Raw genomic sequence first — 20,594 nt, 5'->3', positions numbered from 1 at the left:
GGCCGATGCCCTGCATCGCCGGGCCTTTTTCTTGTCATTTCGTGTCCGGAATAAAAAGGCCCGGCAGAATTTCTTCTGCCGGGCCTTGCCGATAAGTCGATGTGGGGAACAGAAGCAGCGTCAGCCCTGCAGACGCTTCATCCAGCCTTCCATCCACTTGATGTCGTAGTCGCCGTTGATGAAATCCGGCTCCGCAATGATCTTCTGATGCAGCGGGATGGAGGTATCGACACCGGTGATGACGAATTCCTCCAGCGCGCGGCGCAGTCGCATCAGGCACTCGTTGCGCGTGTTGCCATGAACGATCAGCTTGGCGATCATGCTGTCGTAATGCGGCGGTACCCGGTAGCCGTCATAAAGCGCGCTGTCGACGCGAACGCCCAGACCGCCCGGCGCGTGGTACTGCTTGATCTGGCCCGGTGACGGCATGAACGTTTCGGGATGTTCCGCATTAATGCGGCATTCGATCGAATGGCCGTGGAAGCGGATATCCTGCTGCGTGTACCCCAGCGGTGCGCCGGTGGCGACACGGATCTGTTCACGAACCAGATCGACACCCGTGATCATCTCCGTGATCGTGTGCTCGATCTGCAGCCGGGTGTTCATTTCGATGAAATAGAACTGCCCGTTCTCGTACAGGAACTCCATCGTCCCGACGCCGCGATAGCCCAGCAGCTTGGCCGTGCGGGCGGCCAGCGAGCCGACCTTCTCCCGTTCCTCGGCATTCAGGGCCGGGGAGGGGGCCTCTTCCACCACCTTCTGGTGACGGCGCTGGATGGAACAGTCACGCTCGCCAAAATGCACGACATTGCCGTGATGGTCGCCCAGCAGCTGCACTTCGATATGGCGCGGATTGGCGAGGTACTTTTCCAGATAAACCTCGTCATTGCCGAACGCGGCGCGGGCCTCGCCGCGGGCCAGCTGATAGGCTTCCCGCAGTTCTTCCTTGCTGAAGGCGACCTTCATGCCCTTGCCGCCGCCGCCGGCCGCGGCCTTGATCAGCACGGGATAGCCGATCTGGTCGGCCACATTGGCCGCCGTTTCGAAACTTTCCACCGGGCCGTCGGAGCCGGGAACGCAGGGCAGTCCCAGCGCGATCACCGTCTTCTTGGCGGTGACCTTGTCACCCATGATACGGATATGGTCTGGCGTCGGCCCGATCCAGGCAAAGCCATGCTCGATCACCATATCGGCGAACTGGGCGTTTTCCGCCATGAAGCCGATGCCGGGATGGATGGCGTCGGCCCCGGTGATGGTGGCCGCCGACAGGATCGCCGGGATGTTGAGATAGCTTTCCTTGGCCGATGGCGGACCGATGCACACACTTTCGTCCGCCAGACGCACATGCATGGCGTCTGCGTCGGCCGTGGAATGCACGGCCACCGTCTTTATGCCCATCTCGCGGCAGGCACGGTGGATGCGAAGGGCAATCTCGCCGCGATTGGCGATCAAGACCTTGTCGAACAGGCCGTCCTGGGTTTTCGCCGTCATGGGCCGGTCACTCGATGATCATCAGCGGCTGGCCGAATTCGACCGGCTGCGCGTCGGAGACCAGGATTTCCGTCACCGTGCCACCCTTGGGGGCCTTGATCGGGTTCATGACCTTCATGGCTTCGATGATCATGACGGTCTGGCCGGCCTTCACGCTGTCGCCGGCCTTCACGAAGGGGGTGGCGCCCGGTTCAGACGCCAGATAGGCGGTGCCGACCATCGGCGACTTCAGCGCACCGGGATGCTGGGCCGGCGGCACGGCGGCCGGGGCGGCGGCGGGCACCGGGGCAGCTGCCGGCGCGGCGGCCGGCGCGGCATAGGCCATCGGAGCATAGCCCATCGGGGCCGGCGGAACAGCACGGCTGAGCCGGATGCGCCGTTCGCCTTCCGAATATTCCATTTCCGTCAGACCGGACTCCTCCAGGAGTTTGGCCATGATACGCACGAACTCGGCATCCAGATCGAAGCTCGACATGGTTTTCTCAACCTTATGCAAAAGGCGTCGGGGACATCAGGGCTTGGTTCCGGCGCGGACCAGGCGGTCGGCCGCCTGCAACGCCAGCACATAGCCATGCGACCCCAGGCCGCAAATAACCCCCCTTGCTGCCATCGAGACATATGAATGATGTCTGAACGGCTCGCGACGGAAGATGTTGCTCAGATGAACCTCGATAACGGGCAGGTCAACCGCCGTCAACGCGTCCAGTATGGCCACGGAGGTATGGGTATAGGCTCCGGCGTTCAACAGGATGGCGGAACGTGTTCCGCGCGCCTGCTGGATCCAGGTGACCAGTTCGCCCTCATGGTTCGACTGGCGGAAATCGATCTCCAGACCCAGGCGATCGCCCTCGGCCCGGCACAAGGATTCCACATCGGCCAGCGTCTCCGCCCCATAGATATGGGGCTCACGCGTGCCGAGCATGTTCAGGTTCGGCCCGTTGAGGATGAGGATTGACGGCTTTTGCGCCAAGTTGGTCGCCCTGTTGTGATGATCACCGGAAGCCGGGCGGTTATAACACGGCCACGGATTGGGGCAATGGCCGTAAAAATTACGTAAACGTAAGCTGTTTATTCATGCCATCGGGCAATGTTTTGTCCGTTCCTGTGCTTAACCGGTCCCGGTATCACCGGATAAGCCGCGTGGGTCCATCAAGGGCGCGGCCCTTGCTGCCCGCAAAGGCCCGTACGCCCCGGCGTGATCGGCCCCTTTGTCACGAATCGAGGGGGCCGATTGCCGGTGGAGGTATGAGCCTTCAGCCGTTCTTCTTGGCGGCGCGGGCTGCGTTGAACAGCGCGACGAACTGACTGGCATCGATGGCGCCCGGCACCACCGTGTTGCCGATCACAAAACCGGGCGTGCCGCGGATACCCAGCTTCTGCGCCAGTTCCATGTTGGCCTTGATCTCCGCCTCGATGGCCGGATCACCCATGTCCTGTTCCAGCTTCTTCAGGTCCAGGCCCACATCCTTGGCCACGGCCCGGATCGCGTCGGTATCCAGGCGCCCCTCATGCGTCATCATGGCGGTATGGAACGCCTCGTACTTGCCCTGGCGGTTGGCGGCCAGGGCGGCCTTCGCGGCTTCCTTGGAAGAGGGGGCCAGGATGGGGAATTCCTTGTAGACCACCCGGACCTTGCCATCGCCCTTCACGGCGGCGGACCGTTCCGGGTGCGTCCGCTTGCAGTAGCCGCAATTGTAATCGAAGAACTCCACCAGGGTGACGTCCCCCTTGGGATTGCCGCCGACCGGCGAGGCGGCATTCTGCTCCAGGGCAGCGCGATTCGCCTGGATGGCCTCCTGTGCCACCTTCTCCGACTCTGCCTGCTCCTTGGACTCCAGGGCCTTGATGGCGTCCAGGATCACTTCCGGGTGGTCCAGCAGATAGTCGTGGACGATCTTCTCCACGGCCAGCTTGTCCAGCGGCTTGTCGGCGCCCTGGGCCGGCAGTGCGGCAGCCCCTGCCATCAGAGCCAGCGAAAGCGCCAAGCCCCGGGAAAGCGGGCCAGGGCGACGGGAGATGGGGAAGGTGAACATCATAACGTATGGCTCATCCATGCTTGGCTTTGGCGCACCATGCGACGTCCGTCGCACGGTTGCAACAAGCACGCGTAATCGCTCATTATCCCAAATGGCTTGCCTCCCCCGGAGACCTATGCCGTGATACATCAGTGTGCATTGTGGTCGACTTGGCCAGGATCCACGCCTGGATTTGACAATCGACCGACACGAACGGGTGGCACCGGATGGGTGTGAATGATGACGAACTCCTCTTCAGTGAAGAGGGACCGGAACCCCCGGTCGCAGTTGTCATGCCCGAAATGCGTCCATGGCTGATCCTGATCGTCGATGACGACCCGGAAGTGCATGCCATGACCCGCCTGGTGATGAAGAAATTCACCTATCGGGGGCGTCCGATCCAGTTCCTGTCCGCCTATTCCGCCGAAGAGGCGATGCAGGTCCTGCGCAATGATCCCGGCATCGCCATGATCCTGCTGGATGTGGTGATGGAGACGGATGATGCCGGCCTGCGTCTGGTTCCCCGCATCCGCGACGAGTTGGGCAATCGTCATGTCCGCATCATCCTGCGCACGGGCCAGCCCGGACAGGCGCCCGAGGATGATGTTATCCACGGCTATGATATCAACGATTACAAGGCAAAGACGGAGCTGACCGCCCAGAAGCTGGGCACGGCCACGGTCGCCGCCCTGCGTTCCTTCGAACATATCACCGAACTGATGCGGTCGCGCCAGGGCATGGAACGCATCATCGATGCCGCCGGCAGCCTTCTGCACCTGCGCGCCATCGACCGGTTCGCGGAGGCTGTGCTGCGGGAACTGGCGCATGTGCTGGACGTGGCGCCCGACGGCATCGTCTGTGTGTTGCGCGGGGCCGCCCGCAATGATGCGCAGATTCTGGCGGCGGCCGGGCCCTTTGCCGATCAGGTGGGCATGCCGCTGGGCAGTGCCGCCGATGCGGCCCTGGCCACCCGCATCCTGGACGTGATGCGCCGGCGCCAACATGAGTTCGATGACCGCTGCATCATCCTGTGGCTGCGCACGGCCGACGGCCGCGACGCTGCGGCCTATCTGGAGGTCGGCCGGCCGCTGGATGAACTGGAGCGCAAGCTGGCGGAGCTGCTGGGAGCGAAGATCGCCATCGGCTTCGACAATCTGCATCTTTATGAACAGGTCAAGCGCTCGCACAAGGCGGCGGTCATCGCCCTGGCCGGACTGGCGGAATACAAGGATCCTGATGGCGGCGGCGATCATGGCCTGCGCATGTCGCGGCTGGTGACCGAACTGGCCTTTGCGCTGCGCGGTGCCCCTGAATGGGACGTCAGCGTCGATGATGAGTTCCTGGATCTCATCACCATGGGCTCGATGCTTTATGACATCGGCATGGTTGGCGTTCCCGACCGCGTGATCATGAAGGAACAGTGCCTGGACGGGGAGGAACGCCACCAGATGGAATTGCACTGCGAACGCGGGGCCGCCATCCTGGAAAAGGCGTCGCGTATGGTGGAAGGCAGCAACTATCTGGCCTTTGGCGCCAGCATCGCGCGTGCCCACCATGAACGCTGGGATGGCAGCGGCTATCCGCATGGGCTGAAGGGCACCGACATCCCGGCGGCCGCCCGCATCGTCGCCGTAGCCGATGTATTCGATGCCCTGACTCACCGCCGCAGCTGGCGCGAGGCCGTGCCCCAGGCAGAGGCGTTGAAGACCATTCAGGCCGGGGCCGGCATCCTGTTCGACCCCGTCGTGGTCAATGCCTTCTTTCAGGTGAAACAGGCACGCGGCCGCCTGCGCTGACCGGCGCCGCGGCAATCATCATCGGCTTCTGCCCGTTGGGGTCAGTAATCGCGGCTGGGAACGTGCGCTTCGACCATGACGCGGATATCCTGGGCGCGAATCCATTCCGGCGACCCGGCCGGCAGCAGCCGTTCGGCGCGGTCGGCATGGAACTTGGCGGCCCGGATATCCCCGCGCGCCAGCGCTTCCTCCGCCCTGGCATAAGAGAGCTGCGGCTGCATGTCGGCGCGGCTATAGGCCGATGACAGCAGGCGCCAGGTCAGGGAGGAGTTCTTTTCCAGCCGCGCGGCGACTGTCAGGTGGGAAATGGCCTCATTCAGGAAGCGGTCATCTCCCACCTCCAGCAAGGCATGGCCCAGCGAATTGCGCAACAGGCCGGAATCCGGGTCCAGCCGCACCGATTCACGGTAGGGCAGAACGGCGTCGGCCGCCTTGCCATCCTCGAACAGGATCTGGCCCTTCAATTCATAGAAATAGGCATTGTCCTTTTCCTGCGCGATCAGGCCGTCGGTCAGTGCCAGGGCGTCGCGCGTCCTGCCTTTCTGGTACAGCGCGATGGCGCGGGCATAGCGGGCCGGAATGCCCTTGTCATCGGCTGAATAGCGGCGCAGCGCCAGGTCTGGTCGCATGAAGCCCATCAGCTTGGCCACCATGCGTTCATGCTGGGTGTAAAATTCCTCCGGCAACCGCTTGCCATTGTTCTTCGATTGCGTGTCGACGAAATTCTTGATGGCTTCGATGCGGTTGCGGGTCAGCGGGTGGGTGCGCACGAACTCCACCTGCCGGTTCTCCGGCAGCAATTCCTGCCCAGCCAGCTTCTGCATCATGTGCATCAGCCCTTCCGACGACCAGCCCAGCTTTTCCAGATACTGCATCGCCGCTTCGTCAGCGGACCCTTCCTGACCGCGGGTGAAGGCGAAGAAGGTGCGCACGGCCGCTTCCTGGCCGCCGCCCATCACGCCGACCCCCACATCGGACCGGCCAGCGCCGATGGCGGCCGCCATGCCCAGCAGGGTGAAGATGGTGGCGATGGTGGCGGCATTGGCCATGGCATCACCCGCGCGGGCCAGATGGCCGCCGGCAATGTGCCCCGTTTCGTGCGCCGTCACACCGACCAGTTCCTCCACATCGGTATCCATCAGGAAGCCGGTATGGAAGAACATGTTCTGGCCGCCGGCCACGAAGGCATTCAGCGAATCATCACTGACCAGCCCGATGGTCACCGATTCCGGCACGACATTCGCCACCTTGAAGATCGGGGTGGAATAGGTGCGCAGGATATGTTCGATTTCCGTATCGCGGATGAAGCTGATCGATCTTCCTTGCGCGACCGCGGGCTGCACCGCCAATGTCGCCGACATCAGCACTGCTACCGCCGCACTGGCAATCCGCTTTGGAACCGCAAACATGAGTCTATCCATCGGCAAGGCACCCCGACCCGACACTAGCCATGAAAAACATGGCGAGGGAAGGGCGACCTTTCACGGGGGGGCTGACAAGAATCCATGGGCTCCGGCCCTGCGGGGAAGCGTCGCACCCTTCATCGTGATGGAGGTGATGCGCGCCGCCAATGAACGTGCGGCGGCCGGAGGCGATGTGCTGCATCTGGAAATCGGCCAGCCCGGCACGCCGGCCCCGCGCGGTGTCATCAAGGCGGCCCACGCGGCGCTGGACGCGGACAAGCTGGCCTATACCGAGGCGTTCGGCATCCCGGCCCTGCGTGAGGCTATCGCCCGCTGGTATCGCGACCGTTATGGTGTCTCGGTCGGGCCGGAACGCATCGCCGTTACCACGGGATCATCGGCGGGCTTCCTGTTGAGCTTTCTGGCGGCGTTCGAGCCGGGGGACCGTGTGGCCCTGGCCGCCCCGGGTTATCCGGCCTATCGCAACATCCTGCGCGCGCTCGACCTGATTCCGGTGGAGATCCCGACGGGGCCGGAGACGCGGTTCCAGCCCACACCAGCCCTGCTGGCCGCCCTGGAACAGCCCGTACGGGGCCTGATCGTGGCCAGCCCGTCCAACCCCGCTGGCACCATGCTGTCGCCCGACGCCATGCGGGACCTGGCGTTGTGGTGCGAGGCGAATGGCGTTCGCCTGATCAGCGACGAGCTTTATCACGGGATCGAGTTCACCGATGTGCGGGCGCAAACGGCGCTGGCCTATGGTGACCGCGCCTTCATCATCAACAGCTTCAGCAAATATTTCAGCATGACGGGCTGGCGGTTGGGCTGGATGGTGGTGCCGCCGGAACTGGTGCGGGCGACCGAATGCCTGGCCCAGAACCTGTTCATCTCCGCCCCCACCCTGTCGCAATGCGCCGCCGTTGCCGCCTTTGACTGTATTGAGGAGGCGGAAGGCCATGTCGCCCGCTATCACCGCAGCCGCGACCTGCTGCTGAACGAATTGCCCAAGGCTGGGTTCGACAATCTGGCCCCGGCCGATGGAGCGTTCTACATCTATGCGGATGTCGGCCGGCTGACCAATGACAGCGAAGGCTTCTGCAAACGCATCCTGGCTGAAACCGGCGTGGCCATCACGCCGGGTCTGGATTTCGACACGGACCGTGGCCACCGCTATCTGCGCATCAGCTTCGCCGCGGCGGAAACGGAAGTGGCAGAGGCGGTCCGCCGGCTGGTCGCCTGGGCGGGCCGGTGATCACCGGTTCGGTTGCGGCGGATCACTCCGCCGCCGCGACCGCCTCCGGCCCGTCTTCCTTGGGTGCCGGCAGGCCGTTGATGGTGGCGACCGCCAAGGCGGCGATATAGGGCAGGGACTGCACCACCAGCATCGCCGACCAGATATAGGCATCGCGATTGTCGCCACCCTCGCGCCAGCCCACGGCGAAGGCCGTGACCCACAGCGCCAGCATCAGCATCACTTCCTCCTTGGCATGCAGGAAGCCCTGGATCAGTGCCGGCTGATCCTCGCATTTCGGCGTGCGGACGAAGGGGCGGCCTTCGGTGAACAGGCCCGTCCAGACGGCGCGGCCGACCGTGTGGGTCAGGGCCATGCCGGCGACGGCGGCATTCACCTTATCCAGGAAGCCGCATTTCACGCGAGCCGCGTAAAGCCAGAGACCGCACGCCACCTTGAAGAAGAACACGCCGAGCGTGGGCATGATGAAGACGGTGGGCGGAAATTCGAAATAGCGCGGGGCCAGCAGCAGGCCCAGGGACCAGAAGATGCCGCCGATGACAAAGCCCATATGGGCGGCATCGGCGAACCAGGGCAGCCAGCCCGTGACGAAATGGTACTTCTGCCCGAAGGTCAGCTTCGTGCCGCTGGGCAGGAATTCGCGCCAGTGCCGCTTGATGATCTGCACGGCGCCATAGGCCCAGCGGAAGCGCTGTGTCTTGTAGCCGGCGAAGCTGTCCGGTACCAGCCCCTGGCCGAAGCTGTCGGGCATATAGACGCTTTCCAGACCTTCCTCGAACAGGCGCAGGCCCAGTTCCGCATCCTCACAGATGCACCATTCGGCCCACCAGCCCACTTTCTTCAGGATTGAGGTACGGATCAGGGTCATGGTGCCGTGCTGGATGATGGCGTTGCGCTCGTTTCGCTGCACCATGCCGATATGGAAGAAACCCTGGTACTCCCAGTTGATCATCCGGTGGAACGGATGGACGTGCCATTCCCGGTAATCCTGCGGGCTCTGGACGAAGGCGACCTTCTGGTTCTCGAAATAGGGGATGGTGGCGGACAGCCAGTCCGGCGTGACCTGATAGTCGCTGTCGATGACGCCCACCACCTCGGCATCCGGCGCCGTCACAGCCAGACCGAAATTCAGCGCACCGGCCTTGTAGCCGGGCCATTTGGCCAGATGGAAGAAGCGGAAATGCGGGCCCAGTTTGGCGCAATGCGCCTCCAGCGGCTTCCACACCTCCTCATCCTTGGTATTGTTGTCGATGACCAGCACTTCGAAGTTGGGATAATCCATCTTCGCCAGCGCGTTCAGCGTCTCGATCACCATATGCGCCGGCTCGTTATAGCAGGGCACATGGATCGAAACCTTGGGGTAGTAATTGTTGGGATTGACCTTGGCGGGGGTGAATTTCCGCTTCCAGCGGTCGGTCCACACGACCTCCGTCAGTTCCAGCCCGTCGATCATCACCACGACCCACAGCAGGATCTGGGCAAAGATCAAGATCAGGAAGGCCACGAAGGACAGGGTGTTCATGCCCGTCGTCATCGCCTCCGTCGCGGTCCAGACCAGCCCCGACGCGATGGCTTGGATCAGCGCGCCATAGAACAGCTGTCCTGCCGGCTTCAGGTCGTCGCGCATCAGCACGAACCAGAACATGGGGATGAAGGCCAGGGCCGTGGCGATGGCACACAGCACGGGCCAGCCCGGCACCTCGAACACGCCGCCTTCCATGGGGAACTTCATCTGGCGATGGGTGTCCCAGATACCCCAGTTGGCTTCCGCCTCGCCGCCGATCTCCCGCTTCCAGGGCTGGTCGAAGGCTTCCATGATGTAATAGTCCCAGCGGTTCTCACCGGCCAGATTCAGGAAGTTGCGGATGAACTGGGCCTGATTGACCAGACTGGCCTGCGCACCACCGCGATAGGGGCCATCCGAGGGCCAGCCGGCCTCGCCGATCAGAATATGCTTGTCCGGATACTTGGCCCGCACCTCGTCATAGCCCTGGCGCACGCGGTCCATGGCCTGTTCGATGGGCACCTTCTCCCAATAGGGCAGCAGATGGATGGTGATGTAATCGACCGACGCCGCCAGTTCGGGATACTTGATCCAGACATAGGGCGGCTCGGCCGTAGAGACGGGGACGTCCAGCTGCTTCTTGACGCGCTGGACATAGTCGATCAGGGCGTCGACCTCCAGATCGCCGCGATACATCACCTCGTTGCCGACCATGACGCGCGTCACATTCTTGTTCGCGCGGGTCAGGCGGACCAGGGAGTTGATCTCCTGCTCGTTCTTGCCCAGGTCGCCCGAAATCCAGGCCCCGGCGGTCACGTCCAGATCATGCTTGGCCGCCAGCTCGGGAATGACTTCCAGCCCGTCGGTCGCCGTATAGGTGCGGACCGAGCGCACATAGGGCGCCACTACACCCATGTCGCGGGCCATGTCGGCGCGGCTGGGGTGGCGGCCATCCTGCGGGTTCTGGTGTTCCTGATAGGGGCTGAAGGCGACGCCGGAAATGGTGCCGGACCACAGCTTCTCCGGCGTGGTCGGCCGGTTGGACAGGGCCCAGGCCCCGACATTGCCCAGCACCAGCAGAACCAGCACGGCCCAAGCCGAGGCCCGCATTTTCAGAATTTTGCCCATCGTGTTTCGTCTTGCCCCTGGAATCCGCCGACAGTGAACGGCGGCAACCCGCATGTTGTGGCAGCCGTTTCTGTTATTTTTGTGAAAAGCGCAATGGCGATCATGGCTGTTCTGTCAGCAGCATAGCCTAACAGCCCGATCCTGGTATAGACCGGTAGAAAACGGGGAAGGGGGAGACCCGCGATGGAAACAGCGTTCGATCTGGATACGCGGTTGGCCGCCGACACGGTGGCGCTTGGCGACTGGCCGCTCTGCCGCGTGCTGCTGATGCGCAACCGGCTGTTCCCATGGCTGATCCTGGTGCCGCGCTGTCCCGGCGCTGTGGAAATCCACCGTCTGGCCACGCCGCAGCAGATCCAGTTGCTGAAGGAGACGACGGCAGCGGCGCGCGTCCTGGACCATCTCTTCACCCCCGACAAGATGAATATCGGCGCGCTCGGCAATCTCGTGCCGCAACTGCATGTGCATGTGATCGCCCGGCGCAAGACCGACCCGGCCTGGCCCGGCCCCGTCTGGGGCAGCGGGCACAGCGCCGCCTATGGCGGTGACGAACTGGCAGCCCTGGCCGATCGGCTGTGGGAGGCCCTTCAACAAGAAATACCGGCAATCCAGGGAAACTGAACAAGATGAAAGTCAAGGAATGGGGCAGGGTGGCGGGCTTAGCGCTGGCCCTCACCACATATGCAATGCCAGCGACAGCGGCCCCGGACAGCGCACCGGCGCTGGAGCAGGGCGCCGTCATCCCGTTTGGCAATGCCTACGCACTAGACAGCACGATCCTGAAAGAAAAGCGTAAGATCAACATCTTGCTGCCCGCTTCTTATGCAGATGGCAAGCAGTCCTATCCCGTGCTGTACCTGATCGACGGCGGGGAGAAGGAGGACTGGTTCCACATTGCGGGGCTGGTGCAACTGGGCGAGCTGAACGGCGTCACCAAGGAAGTGATCCTGGTCGGTATCGAGGGGACGGATCGCAAGCGCGACCTGACCTCGCCATCCCAGGACCCGCTGGATATCAAGGAACTGCCGACCCATGGCGGTGCCGACAATTTTCGCAAGTTCTTAGCATCGGAATTGAAGCCCTTCATTCAGAAGAACTTCCGGACGTCGGGAGAGACCGGCGTCATCGGGGAGAGCCTGGCCGGCCTGTTCATCGTGGAGACGTTCCTGCGCCAGCCGGACCTGTTCAGCCACTATATCGCCGTCAGCCCCAGCCTGTGGTGGAACAAGGAGGCACTGTCCTATCAGGCTGCCGACCTGCTGAAAGCACAGAAGCCCGGCGTGCGCAGCCTGCATCTGGCTATTGGCAATGAAGGCGGCGGCATGCGCGGAGGATTGGATCGGGTCATGGCGGCCCTGAAGGCCAACGCCCCGGCAGGCGTGACCTGGGATTTCCAGGATTTACCGGGCGAACGGCACCATTCCGTCTATCACCCCGCAGCCTTACCGGCCCTGCGCGCCGCCTTACCGGGCCCGAACCCGATCAAATAAGCGCGTCAGAGATGGCTTGGACGCAGACCGAAGGAGCATCGCCGGCGTCCAAGCCTCATATTCGGAAATGACCATAACATATTGATTTTATTTGATATTTTGAAAAATACAGCCAAAATGGCGATAAGTAAGATTATGGAAAATAACGTCAGTCCAGGGTCAGTTTCCGGCCCATTTCGGCGCTGCGCTGTCCCAGATCAATCAGTTCCATCACTGCCACGGCTTCATCAGCCGGGACCGGATTGGCCGTGCCGCTGCGGATGGCATCGGCCACCTCCGCATAATAGCGCCGGTAGTCGCCGGCGATGCCGCCATGCTGACCACTGACGGGCTGACCATCCACGATGCGTGTGAACCACCCTGGTGTCCGATCGCCCCCCCAGTCGAATGCACCCGGCACGACACCAGCCTTAAGCGCATCCTCCTGGCTGTCCAGGCCGTGCTTGATGAAGCTGCCGCCATCGCCATGCACGGCGAAGCGCAGATTGCTGTCTGGTGTCAGCATGGAACCGTGCAAGATCACCCGCAGCCCATTCGCATAGGTCAGGATGGCATGGAAGTAATCTGGCGCGCCATTGCCTGGCCTCTGCGTGGCGATATCGACCTGGATCGATTGCGGACGGCCGAACAGGCACAGCGCCTGATCAATGAGATGTGGAGCCAGATCATACCAAAGCCCCGCCCCGGCCACGCCAGCCCGTTCGCGCCAGCGGTCGCGGGGCACGGGACGGAACCGGTCGAAATGACTTTCGAACTGGGTGATCCGACCCAATTCCCCACGCCGGATCAGGTCCGCCAGGGTCAGGAAATCCGCATCCCAGCGCCGATTATGGAAAATGGAAAGCACCCGGTCGGTTGCCTTGGCCAAGGCCGCCAAATCGCGTGCATCGGCCAGATCTACGGTGAACGGCTTGTCCACCACCACATGCTTGCCGGCCTGCAATCCACGCCGGGCCAGATCGGCATGGGTATCATTTGGCGTGGCAATGACGATCAGGTCGATGCCTGGGTCGGCTAGCACTTCCTCCAGCCCCCGCACCGGGATCGCCGGCCACAGGGCCGCCACCTTGTCCGCCTGCCCCGACACGATGACTGACAGGTCCAATCCGCCCGACGCCGCGATCAGGGGGGCGTGAAAGGTCTGGCCGGCATAGCCAAAGCCAACCAGCGCTGTCCGCACAATCATGTCGAAATCCTTTCAAAACAGTGCCTTGCGAACCGTTCTGAAGGCAGCGTCAATCCCCCTGCCCGCCCGGCACCAGCACCATGCCATCATAGCCCGGCTCCACACCCGGTGGCAGCATCGCCCGCAGGCTGGCATAATCCATGCTCTGGTTCATATGGGTCAGCACCGAACGGCGCGGCTGCAGCCGTTCAATCCATGCCTTGGTCACGTCCCAGTGCGCATGCACCGGATGTGGAGGCTCCAGCCGCACGCAATCGACGATCCAGGTATCAATGCCATCCAGAATCTCGAACGCTTCGTCCGACAGGCGCACGACATCGGTGGAATAGCCGAAGGGACCGAAGCGGAAGCCTAAGGTCCAGGAATAGCCATGGTCCTGCACAAACGGCAGAATCTCAATGGAACCAATGGTCAAGGGGCCATCAATCACATGGGGTATCAGGACCGGTCGCGGAAAATGCGGCGGTTTGACCTCGGCCTCGGCAAAGCAGTAATCGAACCGCCGCGTCAATATCTCCATGGTCGTCGCATTGCCATAGAGATGAACCGGCGCATGCTGCAACCAGTTTACGGCGCGAAGGTCGTCAATGCCATGGGCGTGGTCAGCATGGGCATGGGTGTACAACACCCCGTCCAGCCGCTTCACGCCAGCATCATTCAACTGCTCGCGCATGTCCGGGCCGGTATCGACCAGGATGGTCGTATCCTCGTTCTGCACCAGGATGGAGGGCCGACGGCGGCGGTTGCGGGGTTCGGCCGGATCGGCGTTGCCCCAGACATTGCCGACCAGCGGCACACCGCCGGAACCGCCACAGCCCAATATGGTGACGCGCAAATCCAATGCCTTAGGCCACCTTCACAGCCGATTGCGGCACCTTGTTGAAAAGGCGCAGGAAATTGGCCGTGGACACGGATGCCATGGTGGCGGCATCGACGCCCTTCACCTCGGCCAGGGTGCGGGCCGTATGGGCCACGAAGGCCGGTTCGTTGCGCTTGCCGCGCATGGGCACGGGCGCCAGATAGGGGGCGTCGGTTTCCACCAGCAGCCGGTCCATGGGAACAATCGCCGCCGTCTCCCGCAATTCCTCCGACTTCTTGAAGGTCAGGATGCCGGACAGCGAGATGTAGAAGCCGATTTCCAGAGCCTGTTCAGCCAGTTGCCGGCTGCTGCTGAAGCAGTGCAGCAGGCCGCGCAGACGCCCCTGCCCCTCTTCGCGCAGGATGCTGATCGTATCCTCATCCGCATCGCGGGTATGGACGATGATGGGCAGGTCGGTTTCCAGGCAGACGCGGATATGGCGGCGGAAAGCCTCCTGCTGCACGTCACGGGGCGACTTGTCATAGAAATAATCCAGACCCGTCTCGCCGATCCCGACGACCTTGGACTGCTGGGCCAAGCGGATCATCTCCGCCTCGTCGCAGAGCGCGAATTCCTCTGCCGCCTGATGCGGATGGATGCCCAGGGTGCAATAGACATCATCATAGGCCTGCGCCACCTCATGCACCTGGCCGAACCGGCTGACATGGGTGCAGATGGTCAGCATCAGGCCCACGCCCGCATCGCGGGCGCGCTGGACCACGGCATCACGCTCCGGCGCGAAGTCGGGGAAATCCAGATGGCAATGGCTGTCGACCAGCATCACTTCGCCTCCTCCGGCGCGACATAGCGCGGGAAAGCCGGGGCCGGGGCCGGCAGCGGCGTGCCGGGCACCAGCGGATGGGCCATCAGGTCACCGAAACCGCGCTGATCGGCCGGGATCACCAACTGATCCAGAATGCGGTTGCTGGCATCGGGCATGAAGGGCTGGGTCAGGATCGCCAACTGGCGGATCACGTCGGCCAGGTTGTACAGCACCGTGCCCAGGCGGACCTGATCGGTCTTGCGCAGGGTCCAGGGTGCCATCTCATCGACATAGCGGTTGGCATCGCCCACGACGCGCCAGATGGCATCCAGGGCCTTGTTGAAGGCCTGCACGTCCAGCTCGGCCCGCACGGCATCCAGCATGCCCTTGGCCGCGTTCAGCAGCACATGGTCGGCATCGGTCAGAATGTCCGGCGTGGGCACCTTGCCCTCGTGGTACTTCTGGATCATCGACAGAACACGCTGGCACAAGTTGCCGTAATCATTGGCTAATTCGCCATTGATCCGTTGCACCATGGCACGCTTGGAAAAGTCACCGTCATTGCCGAACGGGATTTCACGCATCAGGAAATAGCGGGTCTGGTCCAGGCCATAGGTCTCGATCAATTCAGCCGGCTTGACCACATTGCCCAGCGATTTTGACATCTTCTCGCCCTCGACCGTCCACCAGCCATGGGCAAAGACGCGGCGGGGCAAGGGCAGCTTGGCGGCCATCAGGAAGGCCGGCCAATAGACGGTATGGAAGCGCAGAATATCCTTGCCGACCATGTGCAGATCGGCCGGCCAGAACTTGGAAAAGTCTGCTGTTTCATCGGGATAGCCGACGGCGGTAATGTAATTGGCCAGCGCGTCCAGCCAGACATACATCACATGCTTCTCGTCGCCCGGAACCTTGATGCCCCAGTCGAAGGTGGTGCGGCTGATCGACAGGTCGCGAAGGCTGCCCTTCACGAAGCTGATCACTTCCGACCGCTTGCCGGACGGCATGATGAATTGCGGCTGCTCTTCATAGAGCTTCAGCAGCGGCTCGGCATAGGCGGACAGACGGAAGAAGTAGCTGGGCTCCTCCACCCATTCGACGGGGGCGCCGGTGGGGGCAAAGCGCTTGCCATCCCGCTCCGTCAGCTCATCCTCGCCGTAATAGGCCTCGTCGCGGACGGAGTACCAGCCGCTATAGCTGCCCAGATAGACGTCGCCGCTGTCGACCAGCCGGTGCCACAGGGCCTGCACGGCCTTGACGTGGCGGGGTTCGGTGGTGCGGATGAAATCATCATTGCTGACATTCAGAAGCTTCGCCAAGTCTCTGAAATTCTGGGAATTCTTGTCTGCAAGCTCCTGCGGGGTCGTCCCGAACGTCTCCGCCGATTTCTGCACCTTCTGGCCATGCTCATCGGTGCCGGTCAGGAACTTGACGTCAAAACCGTCCAGCCGCTTGAAGCGGGCCATCACGTCGCAGGCGATCGTCGTGTAGGCGTGGCCGACATGCGGCGCATCGTTCACGTAGTAGATCGGCGTGGTGATGTAATAGGGCGTGCGCCCGGACATGGGTCTTCTCCGCTTGGCAGACTGGAACAGATGGGCTCAGGCGGCGGCCGCTTCAATCGCCGACAGCACGGACATCAAGGTCTGGCGGCGGTCGAGATTGGCGGATTCCGCCTTGGCGAACATATGGTTGGTGTTCTCCCACACCTCCACCCACCGATCAAGGCCGCCCACCCGGTGGCTCCCTTGCATCAGGCGATGGACAAGGGCGGCCTCGCCCGGCACGACCTCCGGCGGGATGGTGCTGCGGGCCGCGGCACGGGCGATGCGACCCAGCCACCAGCCGATCAGCTCGGTGACGGCAACCCAATTCGCTTCCTCGTTCCCACCCCGCAGGACGGCATCGATGAAGGCGTAGGCGCCCAGGACATCCATCCGGGGCAGCGTGTCGAATACCCCCAGCATGGCCTTGTACAGGTCAAGGCCACCTGCCGCATGCAGTTCCATGGCCCGACCGATGGACCCTTCGGACAGACGGGCCAGCGCCGTGCGTTCCGCATCCTCCAGATCGGGAAGGTAACGGAACAGCAGGGACCGCACCTGCGCCTCCGACATCGGCTCCAGCGCCAGCTTGCGGGTGCGTGACCGGATGGTCGGCAACATGGCGCCGACATTATCCGCGACCAGTAAAATCAGGGCCTTGGATGGCGGTTCCTCAAGTATTTTCAGAATGGCGTTCTGGCCGCTGCTGTTCAGCTGGTCGGCGCCGTCTACAATGACGACGCGCCATCCCCCTTCGGCAGAGGTCAGGCGCAGGAAGGGTGCAATGCGGCGGATCTCCTCCACCGGCAGGTCGCGTTTGAAGCGCTTGCGCTTTTCATCCCAGGTGCGCTGGATGGTCAGCAGGTCAGCGTGGCCAGCGGCCGCGATACGGTGATTGACGGCGCTCTGTGGGTCGGTATTCAGGCTGGTGGGGTCAGGCGGCGGGCCGAAAAGGCCCATTTCCTGCTCCCCCGGCAATCCCTTGGTCAGCACGAACCGCGCCATACGAAAGGCCAGCGAGGCCTTGCCGATGCCGGGCGGCCCGCCGATCAGCCAGGCATGATGCATGCGACCGGAATTCCAGCTGTCCAGCAACAGCTTCTCGGCCGCGGGGTGCCCCTCGAAGTGGGTATTGCGGCGGGGATGGAAGGCCTCCGCCGGGTCCAGCCCCGCCGCACTCATAGCGCCACCCCCAACCGGGTGGCGACGGTCGTGCGAATGGACAGCTGGATTGCCTCGATCCCCACCGAGGCATCGATCAGGGCGCAGCGTTCCGGCTCAGCCTTTGCAATGGCTTGGTAGCCATCCCTCAAGCGTTCATGGAACGCTGCCTGCATGCGTTCGTACCGGTCTTCACCCCCGCGACGGGCGGCGGCCCGGGCCAGCCCCTGTGCCGGATCGACATCCAGGATCAAGGTCAGATCCGGCATGGTGCCGGCCACGGCGATGTCGCGCAGCGTGGTCAACATGGCGCGATCCAGCCCGTGGCCGAAGCCCTGATAGGCCATGGTGCTGTCGGCGAACCGGTCACACAGCACCCATTGTCCGGCATCCAGGGCCGGCCGGATGGTGCGCATGACATGATCATGGCGGGCGGCGGACAGCAGCATGGCCTCACTGACCGGCAGCCAGCGGCCTGGATCACCATTGACCAGCAGGTCGCGCACGACTTCCGCTCCCGGCGATCCACCGGGTTCCCGTGTCGTCACCACCCCGATCCCGGCCCTCCGCAGCGCATCGGCCAGCAGGCGGATCTGGGTCGACTTGCCGGCCCCTTCTCCGCCTTCCAGCGTGATGAAGCGCCCGCGCGCCACGCCGGTCACTGTGCGGCCGTGGCCGGCGGGACGGCCGGTGCCGGCGCGGACGAACCGCCGCCGAACATGTGCGACAGGGCGGCACCGACGCGACCAAACAGGCCCAGCCGCGCCACGTCGGCACCGGCCAGCAGCGGCAGTTCAATCGGCGCCAGGTCGGGTGCCGTGATATGCAGGGTACCCAGCGTGGTGCCCTTGACGATGGGGGCCGCGATGGGCGCATTGGCCGTGAAGCTGACCTTCATCTTCTGCTTCTGTTCATGCGTCATGGTGATCTTCACCTGATCCTGCACGATCAGGGGCACCGTTTCGGCCACACCCAGCCAGACCGGGACGCTGTCCACCGTCTCCCCACCCTTGAACAGGGTGAAATTATCGAATTCGCGCCAGCCCCATTCCAGGATGCGCGCGCTTTCGTCGGCGCGGGCCTGCATGTTGGGCAGACCATTGACCACCAGCACCAGACGGCGCCCGTCACGCTCGCCCGAGGCGATCAGGCCATAGCCGGCCGCTTCCGTGTGGCCGGTCTTGATGCCATCCACGCCCATGTTGCGATAGAGCAGCGGGTTTCGGTTGCCCTGCTTGATGCCGTGATAGGTATATTCCAGCTCGGAATAATAATGATAATGCTGCGGGAAATCATGGATCAGGTGCCGGGCCAGCACGGACAGGTCACGGGCTGTAGAATAATGGTTCGGATCGGGCATGCCCGACGCATTCATCAGGCTGGTATTGACGAGTCCCAGTTCCTTCATCCGCTTGGTCATGGCGGCGGCAAAGGCCTCTTCCGTTCCGGACAGTCCCTCGGCCAGCACGACGCAGGCGTCATTGCCCGACTGAATGACCATGCCGCGGATCAGATCCTCGACCTTGATATTGTTGCCCAACTCCACAAACATCTTGGAGCCCTGTACCTTCCAGGCACGCTCCGAAACGGTCAGGCTGTCATCCAATGACAGCCGCCCTTCCTTGATGCGTTCGAACACCATATAGGCGGTCGCCACCTTCGACATCGAAGAGGTGGGCATGCGCTGATCGGCGTTCTTTTCGAACATGACCGTATTGGTGTCGGCATCCACCAGGATCGCCTGGCTGGCGATGGTTTCCAGGCTGGCCGCGGCCGCCGGCAGGGCCGACACGCTGAACAAGAGCGCCACCGCCACGCGGCGGGCGGCACCCTTCATCCGATGTGCGATCCGAATATCCATCTTTGCAGTCAACCCTTCACGGTAGCGGAACAGATGGGACCCCACAGGATCCCGCGATTGATCGGAACCTCTCCGATCCTTTTCCCAGACGCGGCCGTCCCTGTGCAACAATTGCCGACATGACACGACCCGATGTCGCAGCGGGACCGGATCAGTCGATCAGGATGCGTGCCTCTGTCGTGCCGACCTGCAGCACCTGCGACAGCACCTCGTCGGCGCGTTCCACCTGATCGAACGGCCCCAGCCGGACGCGATACAATTGCTGGCCGCCAACCGTCACGGTGGAAACATTGGCCGGCGCGATTGAGTTCAATTTGGCGCGCAGCCGGCCAGCATTGTCATAATTGGCAAAGGCGCCGGCCTGGACATAGATCTTGCCGGGCTTTGCGGGCACCGGCTTCTGTTCCACCACGGGGGCTGGCAGGAAACGGCCATCCTCCGTCGTCGTTCCCGCCAATGTGGTCGGGGCGACGATGGTGCGCGGCGGTGGTGCAGCTGCCACCTGCGGCGGCGGTGTCGGCGCCTTTGCCGGTCCCTTCGCCCCGCTGGGCGGTGCCAGGGGTGTCGCCTCCACCGTCACCGACGGGCGTGGTGCCGCCTGCGGCACCGGACCGCCATCGGGCGAACCGGCCACCTGCGTACCGGCATTCATGGCAGCGGCGGCGATGGCGCGGCTTTCATCGGCCAGCACTTCCACCCGAACCTTGGCCGTGCCCTTCTGGTCATAGGCCAGCAACTGGGCGGCGCGGCGCGACATGTCGATGATGCGACCGGATACGAAGGGGCCGCGGTCATTGATGCGCACGACGATGGAACGGCCATTCTCCAGATTGGTGACGCGCACCAGACTTGGCATGGGCAGCGTCTGGTGCGCGGCCGTCAGTTCGTTCTCGTTGTAAAGCTCGCCATTGGCCGTGATCTTCTTGTGAAAGCCCGGCCCGTACCAGCTGGCGATACCCGTTTCATTATAGTTGTAGTCGACGCGCGGATAGTACCAGACGCCGTCAATCTGATAGGGATTGCCGACCTTGTAGGTACCGCCCGGAACGGGGGCCGGCTCCGGCGCGGCGGGCTTTGCCACAGGTGCCGGTGGCGGTGGTGTCGAACAGCCCGCCAAGCTGGCGATACCAATGCCAAGGAC

18 protein-coding genes are annotated in these 20,594 nt (G+C 63.2%); 4 read left to right on the top strand and 14 right to left on the bottom strand.

The features are described from left to right. Window positions 1–120: 120 nt before the first annotated feature. From accC to ACODTW_RS19130, 4 genes are all read right to left on the bottom strand, one after another. Window positions 121–1,467, bottom strand: coding sequence for an acetyl-CoA carboxylase biotin carboxylase subunit (gene accC / locus ACODTW_RS19145; RefSeq protein ID WP_488947727.1), 1,347 nt, complete (start codon window positions 1,465–1,467; stop codon window positions 121–123). 31 nt (window positions 1,468–1,498) lie between these two features. Continuing rightward, window positions 1,499–1,966, bottom strand: coding sequence for an acetyl-CoA carboxylase biotin carboxyl carrier protein (gene accB, locus ACODTW_RS19140; protein ID WP_488947664.1), 468 nt, complete (start codon window positions 1,964–1,966; stop codon window positions 1,499–1,501). Window positions 1,967–2,002: 36 nt separating this feature from the next. Beyond that, window positions 2,003–2,461, bottom strand: a complete 459-nt coding sequence (gene aroQ / locus ACODTW_RS19135; RefSeq protein ID WP_488947662.1) for a type II 3-dehydroquinate dehydratase — start codon at window positions 2,459–2,461, stop codon at window positions 2,003–2,005. Between the two features lie 283 nt (window positions 2,462–2,744). After that, complete coding sequence (locus ACODTW_RS19130; RefSeq protein ID WP_488947661.1) at window positions 2,745–3,527, bottom strand: DsbA family protein; 783 nt, start codon at window positions 3,525–3,527, stop codon at window positions 2,745–2,747. A gap of 272 nt (window positions 3,528–3,799) precedes the next feature. On the opposite strand from ACODTW_RS19130, the gene ACODTW_RS19125 reads away from it, so the two are divergent. Beyond that, the gene (locus tag ACODTW_RS19125) at window positions 3,800–5,302 is read left to right on the top strand and encodes a DUF3369 domain-containing protein (RefSeq protein WP_488947659.1); all 1,503 of its coding nucleotides are present in this window, start codon (window positions 3,800–3,802) and stop codon (window positions 5,300–5,302) included. Window positions 5,303–5,343: 41 nt separating this feature from the next. Here ACODTW_RS19125 and ACODTW_RS19120 read toward each other — a convergent pair whose 3' ends face one another. Further along, window positions 5,344–6,711: a M48 family metalloprotease gene (locus ACODTW_RS19120; RefSeq protein WP_488947657.1), complete on the bottom strand. Its 1,368-nt coding sequence runs from the start codon at window positions 6,709–6,711 to the stop codon at window positions 5,344–5,346. Between ACODTW_RS19120 and ACODTW_RS19115 the strand changes: the two genes are divergently transcribed. Next, on the top strand, window positions 6,710–7,957 hold the full coding sequence (locus tag ACODTW_RS19115) for a pyridoxal phosphate-dependent aminotransferase (RefSeq protein WP_488947655.1): 1,248 nt from the start codon (window positions 6,710–6,712) through the stop codon (window positions 7,955–7,957). The genes ACODTW_RS19120 and ACODTW_RS19115 overlap by 2 nt on opposite strands. Window positions 7,958–7,979: 22 nt before the next feature. On the opposite strand, the gene ACODTW_RS19110 is transcribed toward ACODTW_RS19115, so the two are convergent. Further along, a complete protein-coding gene (locus ACODTW_RS19110; RefSeq protein WP_488947653.1) occupies window positions 7,980–10,571 on the bottom strand; it encodes a glycosyltransferase in 2,592 nt (863 codons plus the stop codon). Between the two features lie 201 nt (window positions 10,572–10,772). Between ACODTW_RS19110 and ACODTW_RS19105 the strand changes: the two genes are divergently transcribed. Further along, complete coding sequence (locus ACODTW_RS19105) at window positions 10,773–11,210, top strand: HIT domain-containing protein (protein ID WP_488947652.1); 438 nt, start codon at window positions 10,773–10,775, stop codon at window positions 11,208–11,210. 5 nt (window positions 11,211–11,215) lie between these two features. Continuing rightward, on the top strand, window positions 11,216–12,079 hold the full coding sequence (locus ACODTW_RS19100) for an alpha/beta hydrolase (RefSeq protein ID WP_488947651.1): 864 nt from the start codon (window positions 11,216–11,218) through the stop codon (window positions 12,077–12,079). Window positions 12,080–12,227: 148 nt separating this feature from the next. Here ACODTW_RS19100 and ACODTW_RS19095 read toward each other — a convergent pair whose 3' ends face one another. The 8 genes from ACODTW_RS19095 to ACODTW_RS19060 all read right to left on the bottom strand — a co-directional run bounded on the left by ACODTW_RS19095 (window position 12,228) and on the right by ACODTW_RS19060 (window position 20,534). After that, entirely contained in the window at window positions 12,228–13,265 is a 1,038-nt protein-coding gene (locus ACODTW_RS19095) for an oxidoreductase (protein WP_488947650.1), read from the bottom strand. Between the two features lie 49 nt (window positions 13,266–13,314). Continuing rightward, the gene (locus tag ACODTW_RS19090) at window positions 13,315–14,106 is read right to left on the bottom strand and encodes an MBL fold metallo-hydrolase (RefSeq protein WP_488947649.1); all 792 of its coding nucleotides are present in this window, start codon (window positions 14,104–14,106) and stop codon (window positions 13,315–13,317) included. Between the two features lie 4 nt (window positions 14,107–14,110). Continuing rightward, window positions 14,111–14,905: a TatD family hydrolase gene (locus tag ACODTW_RS19085; RefSeq protein WP_488947647.1), complete on the bottom strand. Its 795-nt coding sequence runs from the start codon at window positions 14,903–14,905 to the stop codon at window positions 14,111–14,113. Further along, window positions 14,905–16,452, bottom strand: coding sequence for a methionine--tRNA ligase (metG, locus tag ACODTW_RS19080; protein ID WP_488947646.1), 1,548 nt, complete (start codon window positions 16,450–16,452; stop codon window positions 14,905–14,907). The genes ACODTW_RS19085 and metG overlap by 1 nt, the downstream gene beginning before the upstream one ends. Before the next feature lie 36 nt (window positions 16,453–16,488). Further along, complete coding sequence (locus tag ACODTW_RS19075) at window positions 16,489–17,613, bottom strand: DNA polymerase III subunit delta' (protein ID WP_488947645.1); 1,125 nt, start codon at window positions 17,611–17,613, stop codon at window positions 16,489–16,491. Next, on the bottom strand, window positions 17,610–18,245 hold the full coding sequence (tmk, locus tag ACODTW_RS19070) for a dTMP kinase (RefSeq protein ID WP_488947643.1): 636 nt from the start codon (window positions 18,243–18,245) through the stop codon (window positions 17,610–17,612). Before tmk ends, ACODTW_RS19075 begins: the two co-directional genes overlap by 4 nt. A gap of 5 nt (window positions 18,246–18,250) precedes the next feature. Continuing rightward, window positions 18,251–19,453 carry a D-alanyl-D-alanine carboxypeptidase family protein gene (locus ACODTW_RS19065; RefSeq protein WP_488947641.1) on the bottom strand — a complete coding sequence of 401 codons (1,203 nt, stop codon included), beginning with the start codon at window positions 19,451–19,453 and terminating at the stop codon, window positions 18,251–18,253. Between the two features lie 151 nt (window positions 19,454–19,604). After that, window positions 19,605–20,534, bottom strand: coding sequence for a septal ring lytic transglycosylase RlpA family protein (locus ACODTW_RS19060; RefSeq protein WP_488947640.1), 930 nt, complete (start codon window positions 20,532–20,534; stop codon window positions 19,605–19,607). Between the last annotated feature and the right edge of the window lie 60 nt (window positions 20,535–20,594).

The sequence above is a fragment of the Niveispirillum sp. FG148 genome (assembly GCF_057809655.1).
This window is presented reverse-complemented; position numbering and strand designations above follow the sequence as displayed.

What these genes read in the sequence shown, in the direction of transcription:
- accB (WP_488947664.1), bottom strand. Translation starts at nt 1,966, where the DNA reads ATGTCGAGCTTCGATCTGGATGCCGAGTTCGTGCGTATCATGGCCAAA.
- ACODTW_RS19110 (WP_488947653.1), bottom strand. Translation starts at nt 10,571, where the DNA reads ATGCGGGCCTCGGCTTGGGCCGTGCTGGTTCTGCTGGTGCTGGGCAAT.
- ACODTW_RS19065 (WP_488947641.1), bottom strand. Translation starts at nt 19,453, where the DNA reads ATGGATATTCGGATCGCACATCGGATGAAGGGTGCCGCCCGCCGCGTG.
- ACODTW_RS19115 (WP_488947655.1), top strand. Translation starts at nt 6,710, where the DNA reads ATGAGTCTATCCATCGGCAAGGCACCCCGACCCGACACTAGCCATGAA.
- ACODTW_RS19105 (WP_488947652.1), top strand. Translation starts at nt 10,773, where the DNA reads ATGGAAACAGCGTTCGATCTGGATACGCGGTTGGCCGCCGACACGGTG.
- metG (WP_488947646.1), bottom strand. Translation starts at nt 16,452, where the DNA reads ATGTCCGGGCGCACGCCCTATTACATCACCACGCCGATCTACTACGTG.
- ACODTW_RS19085 (WP_488947647.1), bottom strand. Translation starts at nt 14,905, where the DNA reads ATGCTGGTCGACAGCCATTGCCATCTGGATTTCCCCGACTTCGCGCCG.
- ACODTW_RS19130 (WP_488947661.1), bottom strand. Translation starts at nt 3,527, where the DNA reads ATGATGTTCACCTTCCCCATCTCCCGTCGCCCTGGCCCGCTTTCCCGG.
- ACODTW_RS19125 (WP_488947659.1), top strand. Translation starts at nt 3,800, where the DNA reads ATGCCCGAAATGCGTCCATGGCTGATCCTGATCGTCGATGACGACCCG.
- ACODTW_RS19120 (WP_488947657.1), bottom strand. Translation starts at nt 6,711, where the DNA reads ATGTTTGCGGTTCCAAAGCGGATTGCCAGTGCGGCGGTAGCAGTGCTG.
- ACODTW_RS19095 (WP_488947650.1), bottom strand. Translation starts at nt 13,265, where the DNA reads ATGATTGTGCGGACAGCGCTGGTTGGCTTTGGCTATGCCGGCCAGACC.
- ACODTW_RS19075 (WP_488947645.1), bottom strand. Translation starts at nt 17,613, where the DNA reads ATGAGTGCGGCGGGGCTGGACCCGGCGGAGGCCTTCCATCCCCGCCGC.
- ACODTW_RS19100 (WP_488947651.1), top strand. Translation starts at nt 11,216, where the DNA reads ATGAAAGTCAAGGAATGGGGCAGGGTGGCGGGCTTAGCGCTGGCCCTC.